Source organism: Streptomyces sp. MJM8645 (genome assembly GCF_001625365.1).
GTDB lineage: Bacteria > Actinomycetota > Actinomycetes > Streptomycetales > Streptomycetaceae > Kitasatospora.
Window position 1 is genome coordinate 2,932,905 of sequence record NZ_LJJF01000001.1, and the last position, 17,934, is coordinate 2,950,838.

Genomic DNA, 17,934 nt, shown 5'->3' on the forward strand with positions numbered 1-17,934 from the left:
CCGCTCAACCGGCGGCCGACCCCCGGCGGCCCTGTGCGCTCAGCCCTCGTGCGACGCGTACAGGGCCGCCGTCGACTTCGGGTTCAGCAGCGCGCCGATGCCGACCAGTCCGAGCAGGCCGACCAGCACGCCGACGCCGATCATCGCGCCGCCGCTCTCCAGCATGTAGTACCCGATCGGCAGGCAGATCGAGTTGGTGAGCACGGCCGGGCTGCGGCCCCAGCGGCGCTCCTTGAGCAGCGCGCGGGCGGCCAGCACCGGCAGCACGCCGAGCAGCACGATGACCAGGCCGCCGAACTCGTTCAGGGCGAGCTGCTTGGACTGGCCGGACAGCGCGGACACCATGTCCCAGACGCCGACGACGGCCAGCGCGGCGCCCTCCAGGGCGGTGATGGCGGCGCCCACGGTCAGCGCCAAGGGGCGGGCCGGGCCCGCCGTGGGTACGGGTGCGGAGGATTCTGCGGTCACTCCAGCAGGGTAGCCGCCGGTTGGTCCGTACCGACCCGTAGGCTTTCCCCATGCGCGCTCTCCTGGTCGTGAACCACAAGGCCACCACCACCAGTGGCCGCACCAGGGACGTACTGATCCACGCGCTGCGCAGCGACCTCAAGCTGGAGGTGGCCGAGACGCAGTACCGGGGCCACGCCCGCGACCTGGCCCGCGAGGCCTCGGAGGACGGCACGGTCGACCTGGTGGTGGCGCTCGGCGGCGACGGCACCGTGAACGAGGTGGTGAACGGGCTGCTCACGCACGGCCCGGGCGAGAAGGTCCCGCGACTGGCCGTGGTGCCGGGCGGTTCGACCAATGTGTTCGCCCGCGCGCTGGGTCTGCCCAACGACCCGGTGGAGGCCACCGGCGCCCTGCTGTACGCGCTGGAGCACGGGAGCGAGCGGCCGGTCGGTCTGGGCAAGGCGATGACCGACGGGCTGCCGGACCGCTGGTTCACCTTCACCGCCGGCCTGGGCTTCGACGCCGGGGTGGTCGGCCGGGTCGAGGAGCAGCGCCGGTTGGGGCGCAAGTCCACCCACGCGCTCTATGTGGGGCAGGCGCTGCGGCACTACGTCACCCAGCGTGAGCAGCGTCGTTCCGGGCCTGTGGCCCTGGAACTACCGGGCCGAGAAGGCGTGCCGGGCCTGGCCCTGGCCATAGTCAGCAACACCTCGCCGTGGACGTTCCTCGGCAACCGCCCGGTGTACCCCTCACCGCTCGCCTCCTTCGACACTGATCTCGACGTCTTCGGGATCACCCGGATGACGGCGTTCGGCACCGTTCGAACGATCCGTCAGATCCTGCGGTCGTACGCCTCTTCGAGCGAAGGCGCCCCGCCGGCCGGCCCGTCCGGCAAGCACGTCGTCTCCTATCACGACGTCAGACACTTCACCTTGGTTTCAGAGGAACCGGCCCCGTTCCAGGTTGACGGGGACCACCTTGGAGACAGGAGTCGCGTCAGTTTCACAGGCGTACGGCGGGCACTGCGTGTGATTGTGTGACCGGAAGGGGGTTTCGCCCTTCTTCTCGAACGCACAAGCCCCCTTCACTCCATAGAAGTACTGGCTGTGAGCTAGGCGACACCGAAGAATCAAAAATTCCTCCCTGAAGGGGGTTGTATCCGGGCCCGAGGTTTGCGAACCTCTACATGGCGATCGGGACGCATCGCAGCGACGGCAACCTCAGAACCTGGCGGGTGTCGACCGCGGAACGTCCCTCGAATCGCCGAATCCCTCCCTAGCACAGACCACCCGGGCCCCGGCGGGCCTTTGGTCTCTTTTGCTGTTGCGGGATTCGTGAAAGCGTTCACATTCACAAGCCACATTCACAAGCCATCGATTATGCCGACCGGGTGCCCCCCGCCGGCAGGAGGAGTTGGACGACCATGGACTGGCGCCACCGCGCTGTCTGCCGCGAAGAGGACCCGGAGCTGTTCTTCCCGATCGGGAACACCGGTCCTGCTCTGCTGCAGATCGAGGAAGCCAAGGCCGTGTGCCGCCGCTGTCCGGTCATGGAGCAGTGCCTGCAGTGGGCTCTTGAGACCGGCCAGGATGCCGGCGTCTGGGGCGGTATGAGCGAGGACGAGCGTCGCGCGATGAAGCGCCGTGCCGCCCGCAACCGCGCCCGCACCGCCTGATCACACGCCGTAACACCAGCAGTAACCGAAACACCGATCAACACATGATCAAAGGCTTCCCTGCACCTCCTGGTGAAGCCTTCCGCACAAAGGGCCTTGCCTGGCGAGGTCCCGCGACACCGGACCGTCCAGCCACTTGATACTGTTCACTTAGAGCAATATCGTGGAGCTGTGGCGCTCACCGTGTGCAACGCACGGGCGAGGTGTCGCACCACCCAGAGCCCCCGTTCCGGCCGACTCCCCCCGACGGCCGGAACGGGTTGAGAGGCCCTGTCGACCCACCCCCCCCCCGGTCGACAGGGCCTCGTTTCTGTTTTCGCGCCCCGGTTTGTGTGCGCGCCCCGGCGCGCCCGCACCCTGGCACGCCCCCGCGCGGGCCGACCCGCGCCGGGCTCGTGGGGTGGACACCCGGCGCTTTCGCCGAGTGCACGCCCCCACCACGCGCCTCGCTGCACCTTTCCGCGGACCGCGGTGCGGACCGGACCGCGGACCGCACCGCACCGCAGACCGGTCGGCGGATCAGCGGACCGGGATCTCCAGGATCACCTTGGTGCCGCCGTCCGGACCGGCCACCATGTCGAAGGTGCCGCCCAACTCGCCGGTGGCCAGCGTGCGGACGATCTGCAGGCCGAGGTTGCCGGCCGTCTGTGGGTCGAACCCCTCGGGCATGCCGCGGCCGTCGTCCTGCACCGTGATCAGCAGGAACTCCTCCGGCCGGGCGCCGCCGTTCCAGCTGTCCGACCAGCCCGCCCCGGTCGCCGGGGCCCGCCCGCGCAGCGCGCTGACCTCCAGGTTCCCGGAGGCGGACGGGCCGAAGGCGTGCTCCAGCGCGTTCTGCAGCAGTTCGTTCAGCACCATCGACAGCGGGGTGGCCACCTCGGCGGACAGGATGCCGAAGCTGCCGCTGCGGCGGGTCGCCACCCGGCCGTCCTGGGACAGCTCCATCACCATCGCCAGCACCCGGTCGGCGATCTCGTCGAAGGCCACCTGCTCGTCCAGCGCCTGGGACAGCGTCTCGTGCACGATCGCGATCGAGCCGACCCGGCGCACCGCCTCGTCCAGCGCGGCCCGGCCGGCCTCCGACTCCATCCGGCGGGACTGCAGCCGCAGCAGGGCGGCGACGGTCTGCAGGTTGTTCTTCACCCGGTGGTGGATCTCCCGGATGGTGGCGTCCTTGGTCATCAGCTCGCGGTCGCGGCGGCGCAGTTCGGTGACGTCCCGGCAGAGCACCAGCGAACCGGTCAGCGTGCCCTTGGGCTTGAGCGGGATGGCCCGCAGGGTCACCACCCCGCCCTGCACCTCGACCTCGGTCTGCCGCGGCGCCCAGCCGCTCGCCAGCTTCACCAGCGCCTCGTGCACGGCCGCCCTGGAGGGCGGGACCAGTTCGGCGGTGGCCCGGCCCAGGTGGCTGCCGACCAGGTCGGTGGTGAGGCCGAGCCGGTGGTAGGCGGACAGGGCGTTGGGGCTGGCGTAGGTGACGATGCCGTCCGCGTCGAGCCGGATCAGGCCGTCGCCGACCCGGGGGGCGGCGTCCATGTCGATCTGCTCGACGCCGTGGAAGGGGAAGCTGCCGGCGGCGATCATCTGGGCCAGGTCTGAGGCGCTCTGCAGGTAGGTGAGCTCCAGCCGGCTGGGGGTGCGGACGGTCAGCAGGTTGGTGTTGCGGGCGATCACCCCGAGCACCTTGCCCTCGCGCCGGACCGGGATGGACTCGACCCGGACCGGCACCTCCTCGCGCCACTCCGGGTCGCCCTCGCGCACGATCCGGCCCTCGTCGAAGGCGGCGTCCAGCAGTGGGCGGCGCCCGCGCGGGACGAGGTGGCCGACCATGTCGTCCTGGTAGGAGGTGGGGCCGGTGTTGGGCCGCATCTGCGCCACCGAGACGTAGCGGATGCCGTCCCAGGTGGGGATCCACAGGACCAGGTCGGCGAAGGAGAGGTCGGAGAGGAGCTGCCACTCCGAGACCAGCATGTGGAGCCATTCCACATCGGCCCCGGTCAGGGTGGTGTGGCGGCGGACGAGTTCGTTCAGCGAGGGCACATGGCGAGGGTAGCGCCGCCGGTCGGGGCGCGGCGCGGCGGACCGGGGAACGGATCATGCGCCGGGCCTGCGGCGGAGCCCGCTTCCCGAAGTTGTCCAGACCAATTTCCGGAGCGGCCTGGACAACCCAGATTGGTCTAGTCCACAATGAAAGGGCACCAAGGAGAGGCCCACCGCGCAACTGCCCTGACCGCGCGAGGCCTTTCCTCGGTCGGACGCCGCCGAACGAGGACCCCGCACAGTTCTCGATCGACTCCGGCGACCGACGACAGCTCCGGGCTGCGGTGCCGCATGGGTTGAGGGTCCCGTGTCGGCGCCGTGGCCCGTAGTGCTTTCCGGGTACGCCGAGCGCCAGGCGCGACGCGTTCCGGGGGTGCGACGCGTTCCGGGCGCTCCCCCGCCGAAGCCATGTTCCGCCGCTCAACGAGTCGGGCCCCCGTCCACAGCCTGTGGACGGGGGCCCGATCGCGTGGCGCCGTGCCTCAGTGCGTCTCGGTGACCTTGGCCAGGGCGCGCGGGGCGTCCGGGTCCTGGCCGCGGGCGATGGTGACCTCGTAGGCCAGCAGCTGCAGCGGGAGGATCTCCAGGATCGGCTGGACCTCCTCCGGCACGCCGGCCGGCAGGGCGAAGCCGGCCGAGGCGGCGTCCACCTGCGCCTGCTGGCCGACCACGACCAGGTCCGCGCCGCGGCCGCGCAGGCGGTCCAGCACCGGCTGCAGGGCCTCGCCGCCCTTGCCGTCCGGAACGATCGCGATGACCGGCGAGACGTTGTCCACCATGGCCAGCGGGCCGTGCAGCAGATCGGCGCCGGAGAACGGGGAGGCCGGGATGTAGGTGGTCTCCATCAGCTTCAGCGCCGCCTCGCGGGCGGTCGGGTAGCCGTAGCCGCGCGAGGTGATGACCAGGCGCTGGGCGAAGCGGTACCGCTCGGCCAGCGCCTTCACCTCGGCGTGGCGGGCCAGGACGCCGGCGGCCAGGCCGGGCAGCTCCTTGGCCGCCGCACCGTCGCCGCCGCGCAGGCCCTCGACCAGCAGGTAGAGCGCCAGCAGTTCGGCGGTGTAGGTCTTGGTGGCGGGCAGCGCCTTCTCCGGGCCGGCCAGCACGTCGATGTGGAACTCGGAGACCTCGGCCAGCGGCGAGGACGCGTTGTTGGTGACGGCGAGGGTGATGGCGCCGGCCTCGCGGGCGGCCTTGGTGGAGGCCACCAGGTCGGGCGAGCCGCCGGACTGGCTGACGGTGACGACCAGGACGTCGGTGAGGTCCGGCTTGGCGCCGTACGCGGTGGTGGTGGACATCGAGGTCAGGCCGGCCGGCTTGCCGAGCAGGATCTCGATCAGGTACTTGGCGTACAGCGCCGCGTTGTCGGACGTGCCGCGCGCGGTCAGCAGGACGAAGCGAGGGTTGCGGGCGGCGATCTCGGCCGCGATCTGGCGGATCTTCGGGGCACCCTCGTCGAGGATGCGCTGGAGGACGGCCGGCTGCTCGGCCATCTCCGCCGCCATGATCCGGCCAGGAACGGAAACAGTCTGCGGGTCGGACATCAGGATGTGCCTCCGATGAGATGGTTCGACCCCTCCGGGCAGGTTGCCCGACGGGGACCTCTACGGCGGCGAGTCCGCACACTCGCTGCGGTGGTTTCCTGCCGCAATCCTACGGGGGCCGCCCCGGGCGGGCACACCCGAAGGCCCGCCCCGGACGGGACGGGCCTTCGGCCTGTGCGGCTGGCGGCGCCGGGTCAGGACGCCTTGTTGATCAGCTGGTCGATCGCGGCGTCGGCGTCCTTGGTGGCCTGGTCCACCGACTTGCCCTTGAGGATGCCGGTCAGCATGTCGGGCAGGATCTTCTGCTTCTCGATCGCGCCCCAGCCGGGGGCCAGCGGGGTGAACCAGGCGTCCGGCACCGCGTTGGCCGCCGCGGCGGTGGTCGGCTTGTTCTTCAGCGGGTTCAGCTGGGTGAGGTTGTTCGGCAGGATGTCCTTGTCGGCCAGCGTCTGCTGGGACTTGGTGCTGGTGAACATCCGCACCCAGTCGGTGGCCAGCTCGACCTGCGCGGACTTGGCGGTGACCGCGAGGTCGGAGCCGCCGATGAAGGTGGGCAGCGGCTTGCCGTCCGGGCCGGGCATGGTGGCCATCTTGACGGTGTCCTTGAGGCTCGGGTCGCCGGTGCCCGGCGCGACGACGCTGGCCGCCTCGTAGCCGTTGCCGTAGAAGGACGCGGCGCGCCCGCGGGCCATCGACTCGAACTGGTTCTGCTCGTTCACCGTCAGGTCGCCCTTGGTGTACTTGCGGACCAGGTCGACGAAGTGGCTGATGCCCTGCTGGGACTTGGCGTCGTGCAGGGTGCCGTGCCAGTTGCCGGAGCTGTCGAACTTGGCGATGCTGCCGCCGTACGCGGCCACGTAGCTCATCGCGGCGTACCAGTACGGGCCGGGCAGGTAGAGCGAGGAGTAGCTCTTGTCGGCCTTGTTCTTGTCGGCGACCTTGTCCAGGGCCGCCGTCAGGTCGGCCTCGGTCTTGGGGAACTCGGCGCTGCCGGTGGCCTGCTGGAAGGTGGCGGCGTTGTAGATGGCGACCCGGGCGCCGGCGTAGTAGGGCACGCACAAGAGCTTGTCCTGGTACGTACAGGTGTTGGCGAGCGCCTTGATCCAGCTGTCGGAGTTGTCGAAGGTGGTCCGGTCGACCGGGGCCAGCGCGCCGGAGAGCACGTACTTCATGGTCTCGGTGTTGCCGAGCTCGACCACGTCGGGCGCGGAGCCGTCGGCGATCGCCTTGTCGAGCTTGGTCACCTTGTCGGCCCAGCCCTGGTAGGCGAGCTTGAGGGTGACGTTCGGGTACTTCGCCGCGAACTGGTCGTTGACCTGCTGCACCAGGTCGGGCCAGTTCTTCTGGGCGTCGTCCATCAGCCAGACGGTGACGGTGCCGCTCGCGGCCTTCGGGTCGGCGCCGGGGCTCTTGCCGTCCTTCGACGCCGTACCGGCCGATGAACAGGCCGTCAGCCCGATCGCCAGGGCAGTGATTCCGAACGTCGACATGAGCTGACGCTTCTTCACGCCATCCTCCGAGGGTGCTAGAGCCGTGTTGCCCGCCGGCAGCGTGATGGCGCCCGCAACGGAGGGTCCGGGCAGGGGCGAAGAGCTTCGGGGAGGGCCGATACCACATCCGGTGAGGTTGAATTTCGAACCGGATGACTGGACTCTGGCCTAGACCATAGGTGGTGTCAACGGCCAAATGGCCTCGTCGCCACGGCCGTTGCAGAGCTGTTGTACCCCGTGGCGATCAGTCGCCGTACCGTCACCCTAAGTGGGACTTAAGGTGGATTTAAGGCCTACTTGAGGGAGCACGGTCACCTGGCGAATCCGCAGGTCGAACGGTGGGGAAACGAAACGGGCCCGCCATGCGACATGCGCATGACGGGCCCGTCGGCCGACGCCTCCCGGACACTCCCGGTGACGCCCCCCTCGGTCTCAGCCGATGGCTCCCGGCTGCCCGGTGAGCACCTCCACGGCCGCCAGCCCGCAGACCCGGGCGGCGCCGTGGGTGGCGATGTAGAGCGCGCCGACCGGCTCGGACTGCGGCAGCCCCATCTCGACCACCGCGGCGTCCGGCCGGGCCGCCACCAGGCGGCCCAGCGCGGCGGACATCCAGGCGTGCCGGTGCGCGTCCCGGACCACCAGCACCAGGCGGCGGCCCTCGGCGCCGGCCACCAGCTCGGCGACCAGGGCGTCCAGCAGCTCGGGGGCGGCCTGCGCCGCCGAGACCGCGCGGGTGCGGGTGCCGGGGAAGCGGTCGGCCAGCATGCCGGCCACGCCCCACGGGGTGACGTCGCCGACGGCGATGTTCGGCTCGTCCGAGAACGAGGCCACGAACGGGCGCTCGGACACCGGCTGCGGCTCGTGGCCCGGCGCCCGGACCACCTTCAGCGCCCGGCGGGCGGCCCGCAGGCCGACCGCGAGGTCCGGCTCCGGCCGCTCGCCCTGGGCCGAGATCCGGCCCCAGCTGCCGAGCGAGCGGACCCGGTCGGCGGCGTCCGCCAGCCGCTCCTCGGAGAGCACGCCGGCCCGCACGCCCGCCACGATGGCGTCGCGCAGCATCAGCACGGTGTCCTCGTCGGCCAGCCCGCCGCCGACGCAGATCGCGTCCGCGCCAGCCGCCAGGGCCAGCACGGTGCCGTCGCCCATCCCGAAGGTGTCGGCGATGGCGCCCATCTCGATCGCGTCGCTGACGATCAGGCCCTGGTAGCCGAGGCCGCCGTCGGCCGGGGCGGCGCGCAGCAGGTCGCGCAGCACGAGCGGGCTGAGGGTGGCCGGCAGCTTCGGGTCGAGCGCCGGGATCATGATGTGGGCGGTCATCACGGCCTTGGTGCCCGCCGCGATCGCCGCCTGGAACGGGATCAGGTCGCGCGAGCGCAGCACGTCCAGGTCGACGTCGATGACCGGCAGCCCGTGGTGCGAGTCGACGGCGGTGTCGCCGTGGCCGGGGAAGTGCTTGGAGCAGGCGGCCACGCCGGCCGACTGGAGGCCCTCCACCCAGGCGGCGGTGTGCCGGGCGCACAGCTCCGGGTCGGCGCCGAAGGAGCGGACGCCGATGACCGGGTTGCGCGGGTTGGAGTTGACGTCCGCGGTGGGCGCCCAGTTGTAGTTGACGCCGGCCGCGGCCAGCGCCCGGCCCAGCTCGCGGGCGACGTCCCGGGTCAGCGCCGGGTCGTCGATCGCGCCGAGTGCGAGGTTGCCGGGCCAGGACGAGCCGGAGCCCGCCTCCAGCCGGGTGACGTCGCCGCTCTCCTCGTCGATGGCGATCAGGAGGTCGGGGTTCTCCTCGCGCAGCGCCTTGGTGAGCTTGGCGAGCTGGTCGAGGTCGACCACGTTGCGGTCGAACAGCGCGACCGAGCCGAGCCCGGCGGCGAGGTGGCGGCGCAGCCACTGCGGCGGCTCGGTGCCGACGAAGCCGGGCTGCAGGACGGTCAGGGCGTCACGGTGCAGCTGGTCGCTGACCGGAGCGGTGGGGACGAGGATGCTCACGTTTCTCAGCCCTTCACGGCGCCGTCGGTCAGTCCGCCGACCGCCTTGCGCTGCAGGAAGACGAACAGGATCAGCACGGGGATGGCGAACATCGTGGACGCCGCCATGGTGGCGCCCCAGTCGTTGCCGAAGGCGGTCTTGAAGGACGACAGCCACAGCGGGAGGGTCTTGCCCTCCTCCTTGTTGAGGATCAGGACGAGCGGGAACTCGTTCCACGCGGTGATGAAGCCGAACAGCGAGGTCGACATCAGACCGGGGGCCAGCAGCGGGAAGATCACCTTCACGAAGGCCTGGGAGCGGGTGCAGCCGTCCACCATGGCCGACTCCTCCAGCTCCTTCGGCACCGCGGCGATGAAGCTGCGCAGCGTCCAGATGGTGAAGGGCAGCACCATCATCATGTAGAAGAACGTCAGCGGCACGAGGCTGTTCAGCATCTCGTTGTCGCGCGAGATCATGTAGACCGCGATGGTCATGACCTCCCACGGCGCCATCTGCGCGACCATGACGACCAGGACGAAGGCCTTGCGGCCGCGGAACTTCATCCGGGCGATGGCGAAGGCCGCGAGGGTCGCGATCACCAGCGAGATCAGCACCGCACCGACGGTGGCGATGAGGCTGTTGGTGACGTACGTCCAGAAGTTGGGCGCGTTGATCGCGGTGGTGAAGTGGTCGAGGGTCCCGTTGAACGGGATGAAGACCGGCGTCTTGCTGATGATGTCGTTGTCCTGCTTGAAGGCAGTCGCGATCATCCAGTAGACGGGGAAGATGAAGAAGACGAAGAGGACGACCGCGATCACGTTCGGCCAGGTACGTCCGATGAGCGAGCGCCTCACAGCTCGTCCTCCTGCTTGATCATGATGCGGAAGTAGTACGCCATCATCGCGCCCAGCATCAGGATGGTGAGCACCGCGATCGCGGAGCCGATGCCGTAGTGCTGCCCGGACGAACCCTCCAGGAAGGCGTGCACGGGCAGGGTGCGGGTCAGGTTCTCGGGGCCGCCGCCGTTGATCGCGTACACCTGGGTGAAGGCCTTGAAGACCCAGATGATCTCCAGGAACGTCGTGGCCAGGAAGAACGGCTTCAGGTTCGGGAAGATCACCGAGCCGAAGATCTTGGACGCGCCGGCGCCGTCCATCCGGGCGGCCTCGTAGAGCTCCTTGGGGATGGTGGTCAGTCCGGCGTACATGTTGAACGCCACGAAGGGGACCGACTGCCAGACGATCAGCAGGATCACCACGAAGAAGGTCGAGTACTGGTCGCTCATCCAGTTGTAGTCGGCCATCGCGTGCCAACCCAGCTTGTCCAGGAACCAGTTGACGACGCCCCACTGCTGGTCGAACAGCCAGGTGTAGACGGTGGTCGCGGCGACCACGGGCATCGCCCAGGCCATCAGCAGGCCGACCGAGAGGAGCAGCCGCATCCGCTTGCCGAGGCGGTTGAGCAGCAGGCCGATCAGGGTGCCGCCGACCATGATCAGCACGACGTTGACCAGGGTGAAGACGACGGTGCGCCCGGTGACCGCCCAGAAGTCCGGGTCGGTCAGCTGCTCCTTGTAGTTGTCGAAGCCGTTCCACTCGGTCAGGTGCTGGACGAACTGGCGCTTGTTGAGGTTCTGGAACGACAGCAGGACCGTCTTCACCAGCGGCCAGCCGAGCAGGGCGAGGGTCGCCACGGTGGCGGGCAGCAGCAGCAGGTACGGTGCCAGGCGTGCGCCGAGGCTCGGCCCGCCTGCGGGTCTGGCGCCCTTGCGGGGGGTGCCGTTGGCGCCACCACCGGCGGCACTCGTCTCAATTCCGGCCACGGCAGCCTTCCCTGAATCCGGGGACTGCGTCTGCACCCGCTCCGAATGCACAGCCATCGTTCTCACTTCCTCACAACCCGAACCACGACGGACAGGCGTCGCTCACCGACCCCCCGCCGGGGGTCGGTGAGCGACGCCGCTCGGTGCCTACTGCTTCTGGTTGAGCCGCTTCGCGATCTCGTCGTCGTACTTCTTCGCGGTGGCCGCGTAGTCGCCGCCCTGGAGGGCCGCGGTCAGGAACTCCTTGATCGGGTTCGGCTTGTCCTCGACGCTCGCCCAGTTCGGGGTGATCGGGGTGACCGCGCCGACCGCCGAGGCGGACTGGGCGGCCTTCGCGAAGTCGCCGGTGAGCTGGCTGTTCAGCGCGGCCTTGTTCGGGATGTTGCCGGCGGCGGCGACCGCGCCCTCGTTCTTGTCGTTGAGGGCGATCTTCAGGAAGTCCTTGGCCATGTCGGTGTTCTTGCTCTGCGCACCGATCGCCAGGTTCGAGCCGCCGAGGAAGACGCCGGAGGGCTTGTCAGCGGTCTTGCCCGGGAGCGGGAAGAAGCCGATCTTGTCCTTCGCCATGTCCTTCTCCGCCGGGAGCTCCCAGCCGAGGGCGATCATGGTGCCGACGTTGCCCTTGCCGAAGACGTCCTTCTGCTGCGGGGTGGCCTCGTCCTTGTCCTTCGGACCGGTGGCCGAGTAGCCCTGCAGCTTCTTGTAGGTCTCGAAGGCCTTCTGCGCCTCGGGCGAGGACAGGCCGCCGACCCACTTGTCGCCGTCCTTCTTGGCGATCTTGCCGCCCTCACCGGTGAGCAGACCGAAGTAGGTGTACCACTCCTGACCCGGCAGGTAGATCGGGTCGGCGACGCCCTCGGTGGCCTTCAGCTTGTCCAGGTCGGCGTAGAACTCGTCCAGGGTCTTCGGCGCGTCGGTCAGCTGGGCCTTGGCCCAGAGGTCCTTGTTGTAGGCGACGACGCGGTTGGAGACCCACCACGGGGCGGCGAACTGCTTGCCGTCCAGCTGGGCGGCCTCGTTCTGGTTGGCGTTCCAACCGTCACCGCCCAGGGCGGACTTGTCCTTGGTGATGTCGAGCAGGCCGCCCGAGGCCGCGTAGCCGGAGGTCTGGGTGTTGCCGAGCTCGACGACGTCGACCGAGCCCTCGGACAGCGCGGCGGTCACCTTCTGACCGATGCCGTCCCACTCCTGGATCTGGAAGTCGACCTTGGAGCCCGGGTAGGTGGTCTCGAACTCGCTCTTGACCGCGTCGGTCCAGCCCTTCGGGGCGGAGCCGGTCATCAGCCACACCTTCAGCGTCTTGCCGCTGTAGTTCTTGGCGCCCGCCGCGGACGACGAGTTCGAACCGGCGTTGTCCTTGCTCTTGCCGTCCGAGCCACAGGCCGCCAGGCCGACGACCATTGCTGCGACGCCGACCGCCGCGATGAGCTGACGCTTCACGCCATCCTCCTGAGGGATGCCTGGGTTACCCCCGTCGGGCGGCAGCGGCAGACCCACGTAAAGCGGGGGGAAAGGTGCCGCGGACCCCTTCGAGCGGGTGGGGGGATTCATAGTGACCGGCCTAGTGGTGTAGACCAGATGCCTGGAGCTTGGCCTAGACCAATGGGCCTGTCAACGGCTGTTCGACCGATCCGGACCACCCGTTATCAAGCCGACACCGCACATCGTTCATCGCGTGATGAGGTATTCGTTCCGTAGCCATACATGCAACGATGTCACCCGTTAACTATGTGGCGGGGCCCGTAAAGGCCCCGCGAGAAGCGGGAGAACAGGTCCGATGAGCAGCGACGGGGGAACCACCGCCCAGGTCAACGACCCCGAGGTGAAAAACCTCCCGACGCAGGCCGGCGCCGACCCGACCGCGCGCGTCCCCAAGTACTACGGTCTCAAGCGCCACCTGCTCCAGCTGACCGAGACCCAGCCCGCCGGCACCCCGGTCCCGCCCGAGCGCGCGCTGGCCGCCCAGTTCGACACCTCCCGCACCACCGTGCGCCAGGCGCTGCAGGAACTGGTCGTCGAGGGCCGGCTGGAGCGCATCCAGGGCAAGGGCACCTTCGTCGCCAAGCCCAAGGTCGCCCAGGCCCTCCAGCTCACCTCCTACACCGAGGACATGCGGGCCCAGGGCCTGGAGCCCGCCTCGCGGCTGATCGAGATCGGCTACATCACCGCCGACGACCGGCTCGCCCCGCTGCTCGACATCAAGCCCGGCGGCCGGGTGCTGCGGATCGAGCGCCTGCGGCTGGCCAACGGCGACCCGATGGCCATCGAGGTCGCCCACCTGTCCGCCAAGCGCTTCCCCGCGCTGCGGCGCAACCTCGCCAAGCACAACTCGCTGTACGCGGCGCTGCGCGAGGTGTACGGGGTCACCGTGGCCGAGGCCGAGGAGACCATCGAGACCACCCTCGCCAACCCGCGCGAGGCCGGCCTGCTCGGCTCCGACCTCGGGCTGCCGATGCTCCAGCTCTCCCGGCACTCCTTCGACGCCGACGGCGACCCGGTGGAGTGGGTCCGCTCGATCTACCGCGGCGACCGCTACAAGTTCATCACCCGGCTCAAGCGCCCGGAGTAGTCCGGGCGGAGCAGTCCGGGCGAGGCAGTTCGGGGCGGAGTAGTTCAGGGCAGAGCACTCCCCCCTCGCACCACGGGCACCGGCGCGCGCGACCCGCGCGCGCCGGTGCCCGTTCGCGTCACGGGAGGGGCAGTACCGGTCGAATACGACCGGTAGCCGTCCGGATGGCGGGAAGTTGCGCCGACCCCGGTGACATGGATCACTCCATGCCCTAGATTGCGCAGCCGTACTGACTGTCGATCACCGATGGTGCTGCTCGGCGGGTTCGCGGGGGCGTGCGGTGCCCCGCGGGCTGCGGCGCCGACGGGGAGAACCCTCCGGAGCGGAGCCGAAGATGCCGTCTGATCCCGATACCGTCGAACCTGTCATGCCCGAGCCACCCGGGGACCGGGTGCCCGCGGTGACCCCCGCACGGGTGCTGGCCGGGCTCGCCCTGCTCGTGCCGATCGTCGCGATGCTGTGGGTGTCCTCGTACGACAAGACCGACCCGGGCGTCGGCGGGGTGCCGTTCTTCTACTGGTACCAGCTGCTCTGGGTGCCGGTGTCCGCGGTGTTCACCGTGGCCGCGTACCTGCTGATCAACCGGGACGAGAAGGCCCGCAAGGCGGCGCGGAAGGCGGGTGGCGCGCGATGAGCCACGTCAACGTCACGGCCCTCACCGTCTTCGTGCTGTTCTTCGCCCTGGTCACCGTGATGGGATTCCTCGCCTCCCGCTGGCGGCGCGCGGACGACGCGGCGCACCTGGACGAATGGGGCCTGGGCGGCCGCAGCTTCGGGACCTGGGTCACCTGGTTCCTGCTCGGCGGCGACCTCTACACCGCGTACACCTTCGTCGCCGTCCCGGCGGCGGTCTACGCGACCGGTGCGGCGGGCTTCTTCGCGGTGCCGTACACGATCGTCGCCTACCCGCTGGTCTTCCTCTTCCTGCCCCGGCTCTGGTCGGTCTCCCGGGTGCACGGGTACGTCACCCCGGCCGACTTCGTCCGCGGCCGGTACGGCTCGCGGCCGCTCTCCCTGGTCGTCGCGCTGACCGGGATCCTGGCCACCATGCCGTACATCGCGCTCCAACTCGTCGGCATCCAGGCGGTGCTGGACGTGCTGGGCGTCGGCGGCGGCGAGAACGCCAACTGGTTCGTCAAGGACCTGCCCCTGTTCCTCGCCTTCGGCGTGCTGGCCGCGTACACCTACTCCTCCGGGCTGCGCGCCCCGGCGCTGATCGCCTTCGTCAAGGACGCCCTGATCTACATCGTGATCATCGTCGCGGTGATCTACATCCCGATCCGGCTCGGCGGCTACGGGCACATCTTCGACGCGGCCGCGCACAAGTTCAGCGCCCCCAAGTCCCCCGGCTCGCTGACCCTCCCGGGCGACAAGCAGTGGACGTACGCGACGCTGGCGCTGGGCTCGGCGATGGCGCTGTTCATGTACCCGCACTCGGTGACCGGCGTGCTGGCCTCCAAGTCCCGCGGCACGGTGCGCCGCAACATGGCGATCATGCCCGCGTACTCGCTGATGCTGGGCCTGCTGGCGCTGCTCGGCTTCATGGCCATCGCGGCGGGCGTCGGCAAGGGCGACAAGAAGTTCAACGCCCAGCTGTCCGTGCCGCAGCTGTTCGCCGACATGTTCCCGGACTGGTTCACCGGCGTGGCCTTCGCGGCGATCGGGATCGGCGCGCTGGTGCCGGCCGCCATCATGTCGATCGCGGCGGCCAACCTGTTCACCCGCAACGTCTACAAGGAGTGGCTGAAGCCCGCCGCCACCCCGGCGGACGAGACCCGGATCGCCAAGCTGGTCTCGCTGCTGGTGAAGGTCGGCGCGCTGGTCTTCGTACTCGGCATGGACAAGCAGGCCGCGATCAACCTCCAGCTGCTCGGCGGCCTGTGGATCCTGCAGACCTTCGTGGCGATCGTCGGCGGCCTGTTCACCCGCTGGTTCCACCACTGGGCGCTGTTCGCCGGCTGGGCGGCCGGCATGGCCTACGGCACCTGGAAGGCCTACGGCATCGCGAGCCCCGCCACCAAGCACTTCGGCGGCAACGCGGCCGCGATCCCCGGCATCGGCGAGATCGGCTACATCGGCCTGACCGCCTTCGCGCTCAACCTGATCGTCGCGGTGGCGCTCACCCTGGTGCTGCGCGCCGTCAAGGCGCCCGACGGCCCGGACGAGACCAGGCCCGCCGACTACAGCGCCGAGGCCGGCGACGAGGAGCCGAAGAACGCGCCGGAGCCCGTAGCGGCGCACTGATTCGCGCCGCACGCGCCCTGTGATCGCGCCGCCCTCTCCGTGAACACTGGAGAAGGCGGCGCGATCATATGTATGAACAGCCGCCTTCGCAGGGCACCACCAGACCGGACCGGCGACCGGCCGGCAACTGATCGACCCACGGGGAGCACGCGGCCATGGCAGAACTCGGCACCACCCTCAACGGCCAGCACCAGTCCACCCAGAGCCCGCACCACCTCACCACCCACCGCCCGGCGTCGGCCACCCGGCTGCCGTCCGTGCTGATCGCCACCCGGCACGGCGAGTCCACCGCCAACGTCGAGTTCCAGCTGGCCGAGGCCGCCGGCGCGCTCAGCGTCCCGATCAGCTGCCGGGACGCCGACATCCCGCTGTCGCTGCACGGCCAGCAGCAGGCCCAGGCGCTCGGCCGCTGGTGGGCCGCCCTGCCCAGCGCCGACCGCCCGCGCAGCGTCTGGTGCTCGCCGTACGTGCGCACCACCGAGACCGCCCGGATCGCGCTCGCCCAGGCCGCCGGGCTCGGCGCCGTCCCGGTCACCCTCGCCGTACGCCACGACGAGCGGCTGCGCGACCGCGAGCTGGGCGTCCTGGAGATGCTGACCCGGGCCGCGATCGAGGCCAAGCACCCGGAGGAGTCCGCCCGGCGGCGCAAGATGGGCGAGCTGTACTACCGGCCGCCCGGCGGCGAGTCCTGGGCCGACGTCGCACTGCGGGTGCGCAGCCTGCTGCGGGACCTCTGCGAGGAGGAGGCCGGGCGGCCCGTCCTGCTGGTCGCGCACGACTGCACGGTGCTGATGCTGCGCTACGTGCTGGAGCGGCTCACCGAGGAACGGCTCACCGCGCTCGCGCCCGTGCGCAACTGTTCCACCAGCCTGTGGCGCGCCCAGGACGGGCGGCTGCACCCGGACCGCTGGAACAGCGTCGAACACCTCGCCCTGGAGAACTGACCGCCGGTCACGAGCCCTCGTCCGGTCGCGCCTCCTCGTCCGGTCACGCCTCGTCGTCCGGGCCGGCGAAGCAGCGCCGGTAGGCCAGCGGCGTGGTCCCCAGCCGGCGCCCGAAGTGGTGCCGCAGCGCGGCCGCGTTGCCGAAGCCGCAGCGGGCGGCGATCGCGTCCACCGGTTCGGCGGTGGACTCCAGCAGCCGCTGGGCGAGCAGCACCCGCTGCCCGGTCAGCCAGCGGTGCGGTGTGGTGCCGGTCTCCTGCTGGAAGCGGCGGGCGAAGGTGCGCGGGGACATGTGGACCCTGGCGGCCAACTGCTCGACGGTGCAGTCCCGGTCCAGGTGGTGGCGCATCCAGTCGAGCAGCGGCGCCAGCGAGTCGCCGTCGCCGCCGGGCAGCGGGCGGCTCACGAACTGGGCCTGCCCGCCCTCCCGGTGCGGCGCCACCACCATCCGGCGGGCGATCCCCCGGGCCACCTCGGCGCCCTGCGCCTTGCGCACCAGGTGCAGGCAGGCGTCGATGCCGGCGGCCGTCCCGGCCGAGGTGATCACCGGGTCGTCGTCCACGTACAGCACGTCCGGCTCGACGGCGGTCCGCGGGAAGCGCCGGGCCAGGTCCTCGCTGTGCCGCCAGTGGGTGGTGGAGCGGCGGTCGTCCAGCAGCCCGGCGGCGCCGAGCACGAAGGCGCCGCTGCAGATGGACAGCACCCTGCCGCCGTCCGCCACCACCGAGCGCAGCGCCGCCAGCAGCGGCTCCGGGTACTCCGGGCGGATCGTCGTCGCGGTGACCACCACCAGGTCGGCCCCGGCCAGCCGCTCGGGGCCGTGCGGGACGTCCACCGCGAACCCGGAGTGCGTCGTGTGCGGCCCGGGGCGGGCGCCGGCGATCGCGAAGTCGTATCCGGGCAGGCCGTCGGCCGTGCGGTCGAGGCCGAAGACCTCACAGGCGACACCGAGCTCGAAGGGGTGGATCTCCTCCAGCACCACCGCGACCACGTTCTTCAGCATGCCGCCCAGGATGCCCCGGCGGGCACCGGCGACGGAAGGGCCGGGGCAGGCCCGGGTGGCAGTTTTTCGATGAGATCAGTCATTCCTGCCACTCGTGGCCGCCACCCCACCCGACCAGAGTGGAGCCATGGACACCGGCACTCTCGCAAGCGCAATCGCCCTGGTCGGGGCCGTCGGAAGCTTCGGCCTGC

15 protein-coding genes are annotated in these 17,934 nt (G+C 70.4%); 6 read left to right on the forward strand and 9 right to left on the reverse strand.

The genetic code is table 11. The features are described from left to right. Nucleotides 1–39: 39 nt before the first annotated feature. The gene (locus tag A6F73_RS12425) at nt 40–468 is read right to left on the reverse strand and encodes a hypothetical protein (RefSeq protein ID WP_159398434.1); all 429 of its coding nucleotides are present in this window, start codon (nt 466–468) and stop codon (nt 40–42) included. Between the two features lie 50 nt (nt 469–518). Here A6F73_RS12425 and A6F73_RS12430 point away from each other — a divergent pair, with 50 nt between their 5' ends. Together A6F73_RS12430 and A6F73_RS12435 are read left to right on the forward strand one after the other, a co-directional pair. Continuing rightward, nucleotides 519–1,490 (forward strand): diacylglycerol kinase family protein, encoded by a 972-nt coding sequence (locus A6F73_RS12430; RefSeq protein WP_063347858.1) that lies wholly within the window; start codon nt 519–521, stop codon nt 1,488–1,490. A gap of 383 nt (nt 1,491–1,873) precedes the next feature. After that, nucleotides 1,874–2,125 carry a WhiB family transcriptional regulator gene (locus tag A6F73_RS12435; RefSeq protein WP_014138019.1) on the forward strand — a complete coding sequence of 84 codons (252 nt, stop codon included), beginning with the start codon at nt 1,874–1,876 and terminating at the stop codon, nt 2,123–2,125. A gap of 519 nt (nt 2,126–2,644) precedes the next feature. Here A6F73_RS12435 and A6F73_RS12440 read toward each other — a convergent pair. The 7 genes from A6F73_RS12440 to A6F73_RS12470 form a co-directional block, all read right to left on the reverse strand. Beyond that, the gene (locus A6F73_RS12440) at nt 2,645–4,165 is read right to left on the reverse strand and encodes a PAS domain-containing sensor histidine kinase (RefSeq protein WP_244293369.1); all 1,521 of its coding nucleotides are present in this window, start codon (nt 4,163–4,165) and stop codon (nt 2,645–2,647) included. A 482-nt stretch (nt 4,166–4,647) separates the two neighbouring features. After that, nucleotides 4,648–5,706: an SIS domain-containing protein gene (locus tag A6F73_RS12445; protein WP_063347859.1), complete on the reverse strand. Its 1,059-nt coding sequence runs from the start codon at nt 5,704–5,706 to the stop codon at nt 4,648–4,650. A 194-nt stretch (nt 5,707–5,900) separates the two neighbouring features. Beyond that, nucleotides 5,901–7,196, reverse strand: coding sequence for an extracellular solute-binding protein (locus tag A6F73_RS12450; protein ID WP_063347860.1), 1,296 nt, complete (start codon nt 7,194–7,196; stop codon nt 5,901–5,903). A 432-nt stretch (nt 7,197–7,628) separates the two neighbouring features. Next, nucleotides 7,629–9,182 (reverse strand): glycoside hydrolase family 3 protein, encoded by a 1,554-nt coding sequence (locus A6F73_RS12455; RefSeq protein ID WP_063347861.1) that lies wholly within the window; start codon nt 9,180–9,182, stop codon nt 7,629–7,631. 5 nt (nt 9,183–9,187) lie between these two features. Then, a complete protein-coding gene (locus A6F73_RS12460; RefSeq protein ID WP_063347862.1) occupies nt 9,188–10,015 on the reverse strand; it encodes a carbohydrate ABC transporter permease in 828 nt (275 codons plus the stop codon). Continuing rightward, nucleotides 10,012–11,040, reverse strand: a complete 1,029-nt coding sequence (locus A6F73_RS12465; protein WP_063347863.1) for a sugar ABC transporter permease — start codon at nt 11,038–11,040, stop codon at nt 10,012–10,014. Before A6F73_RS12465 ends, A6F73_RS12460 begins: the two co-directional genes overlap by 4 nt. Before the next feature lie 90 nt (nt 11,041–11,130). Beyond that, entirely contained in the window at nt 11,131–12,423 is a 1,293-nt protein-coding gene (locus tag A6F73_RS12470) for an extracellular solute-binding protein (protein WP_063347864.1), read from the reverse strand. A gap of 337 nt (nt 12,424–12,760) precedes the next feature. Here A6F73_RS12470 and A6F73_RS12475 point away from each other — a divergent pair, with 337 nt between their 5' ends. The 4 genes from A6F73_RS12475 (at nt 12,761) to A6F73_RS12490 (ending at nt 16,740) form a co-directional block, all read left to right on the forward strand. Further along, nucleotides 12,761–13,552 (forward strand): GntR family transcriptional regulator, encoded by a 792-nt coding sequence (locus A6F73_RS12475; RefSeq protein ID WP_244293370.1) that lies wholly within the window; start codon nt 12,761–12,763, stop codon nt 13,550–13,552. Between the two features lie 367 nt (nt 13,553–13,919). Next, nucleotides 13,920–14,186, forward strand: a complete 267-nt coding sequence (locus A6F73_RS12480) for a DUF3311 domain-containing protein (protein ID WP_063347865.1) — start codon at nt 13,920–13,922, stop codon at nt 14,184–14,186. After that, entirely contained in the window at nt 14,183–15,796 is a 1,614-nt protein-coding gene (locus A6F73_RS12485; RefSeq protein WP_063347866.1) for a sodium:solute symporter family protein, read from the forward strand. Before A6F73_RS12480 ends, A6F73_RS12485 begins: the two co-directional genes overlap by 4 nt. A 155-nt stretch (nt 15,797–15,951) precedes the next feature. After that, entirely contained in the window at nt 15,952–16,740 is a 789-nt protein-coding gene (locus tag A6F73_RS12490; RefSeq protein WP_079135631.1) for a histidine phosphatase family protein, read from the forward strand. A 43-nt stretch (nt 16,741–16,783) separates the two neighbouring features. Here A6F73_RS12490 and A6F73_RS12495 read toward each other — a convergent pair whose 3' ends face one another. Beyond that, nucleotides 16,784–17,743 carry a helix-turn-helix domain-containing protein gene (locus A6F73_RS12495; RefSeq protein WP_063347867.1) on the reverse strand — a complete coding sequence of 320 codons (960 nt, stop codon included), beginning with the start codon at nt 17,741–17,743 and terminating at the stop codon, nt 16,784–16,786. Nucleotides 17,744–17,934: the final 191 nt, after the last annotated feature.

Excerpts from the sequence above, each read along its gene's own strand:
- A6F73_RS12430 (WP_063347858.1), top strand. The coding sequence starts at position 519 with ATGCGCGCTCTCCTGGTCGTGAACCACAAGGCCACCACCACCAGTGGC.
- A6F73_RS12435 (WP_014138019.1), top strand. The coding sequence starts at position 1,874 with ATGGACTGGCGCCACCGCGCTGTCTGCCGCGAAGAGGACCCGGAGCTG.
- A6F73_RS12445 (WP_063347859.1), bottom strand. The coding sequence starts at position 5,706 with ATGTCCGACCCGCAGACTGTTTCCGTTCCTGGCCGGATCATGGCGGCG.
- A6F73_RS12450 (WP_063347860.1), bottom strand. The coding sequence starts at position 7,196 with ATGTCGACGTTCGGAATCACTGCCCTGGCGATCGGGCTGACGGCCTGT.
- A6F73_RS12465 (WP_063347863.1), bottom strand. The coding sequence starts at position 11,040 with ATGGCTGTGCATTCGGAGCGGGTGCAGACGCAGTCCCCGGATTCAGGG.
- A6F73_RS12475 (WP_244293370.1), top strand. The coding sequence starts at position 12,761 with ATGAGCAGCGACGGGGGAACCACCGCCCAGGTCAACGACCCCGAGGTG.
- A6F73_RS12480 (WP_063347865.1), top strand. The coding sequence starts at position 13,920 with ATGCCCGAGCCACCCGGGGACCGGGTGCCCGCGGTGACCCCCGCACGG.
- A6F73_RS12485 (WP_063347866.1), top strand. The coding sequence starts at position 14,183 with ATGAGCCACGTCAACGTCACGGCCCTCACCGTCTTCGTGCTGTTCTTC.
- A6F73_RS12490 (WP_079135631.1), top strand. The coding sequence starts at position 15,952 with ATGGCAGAACTCGGCACCACCCTCAACGGCCAGCACCAGTCCACCCAG.
- A6F73_RS12495 (WP_063347867.1), bottom strand. The coding sequence starts at position 17,743 with ATGCTGAAGAACGTGGTCGCGGTGGTGCTGGAGGAGATCCACCCCTTC.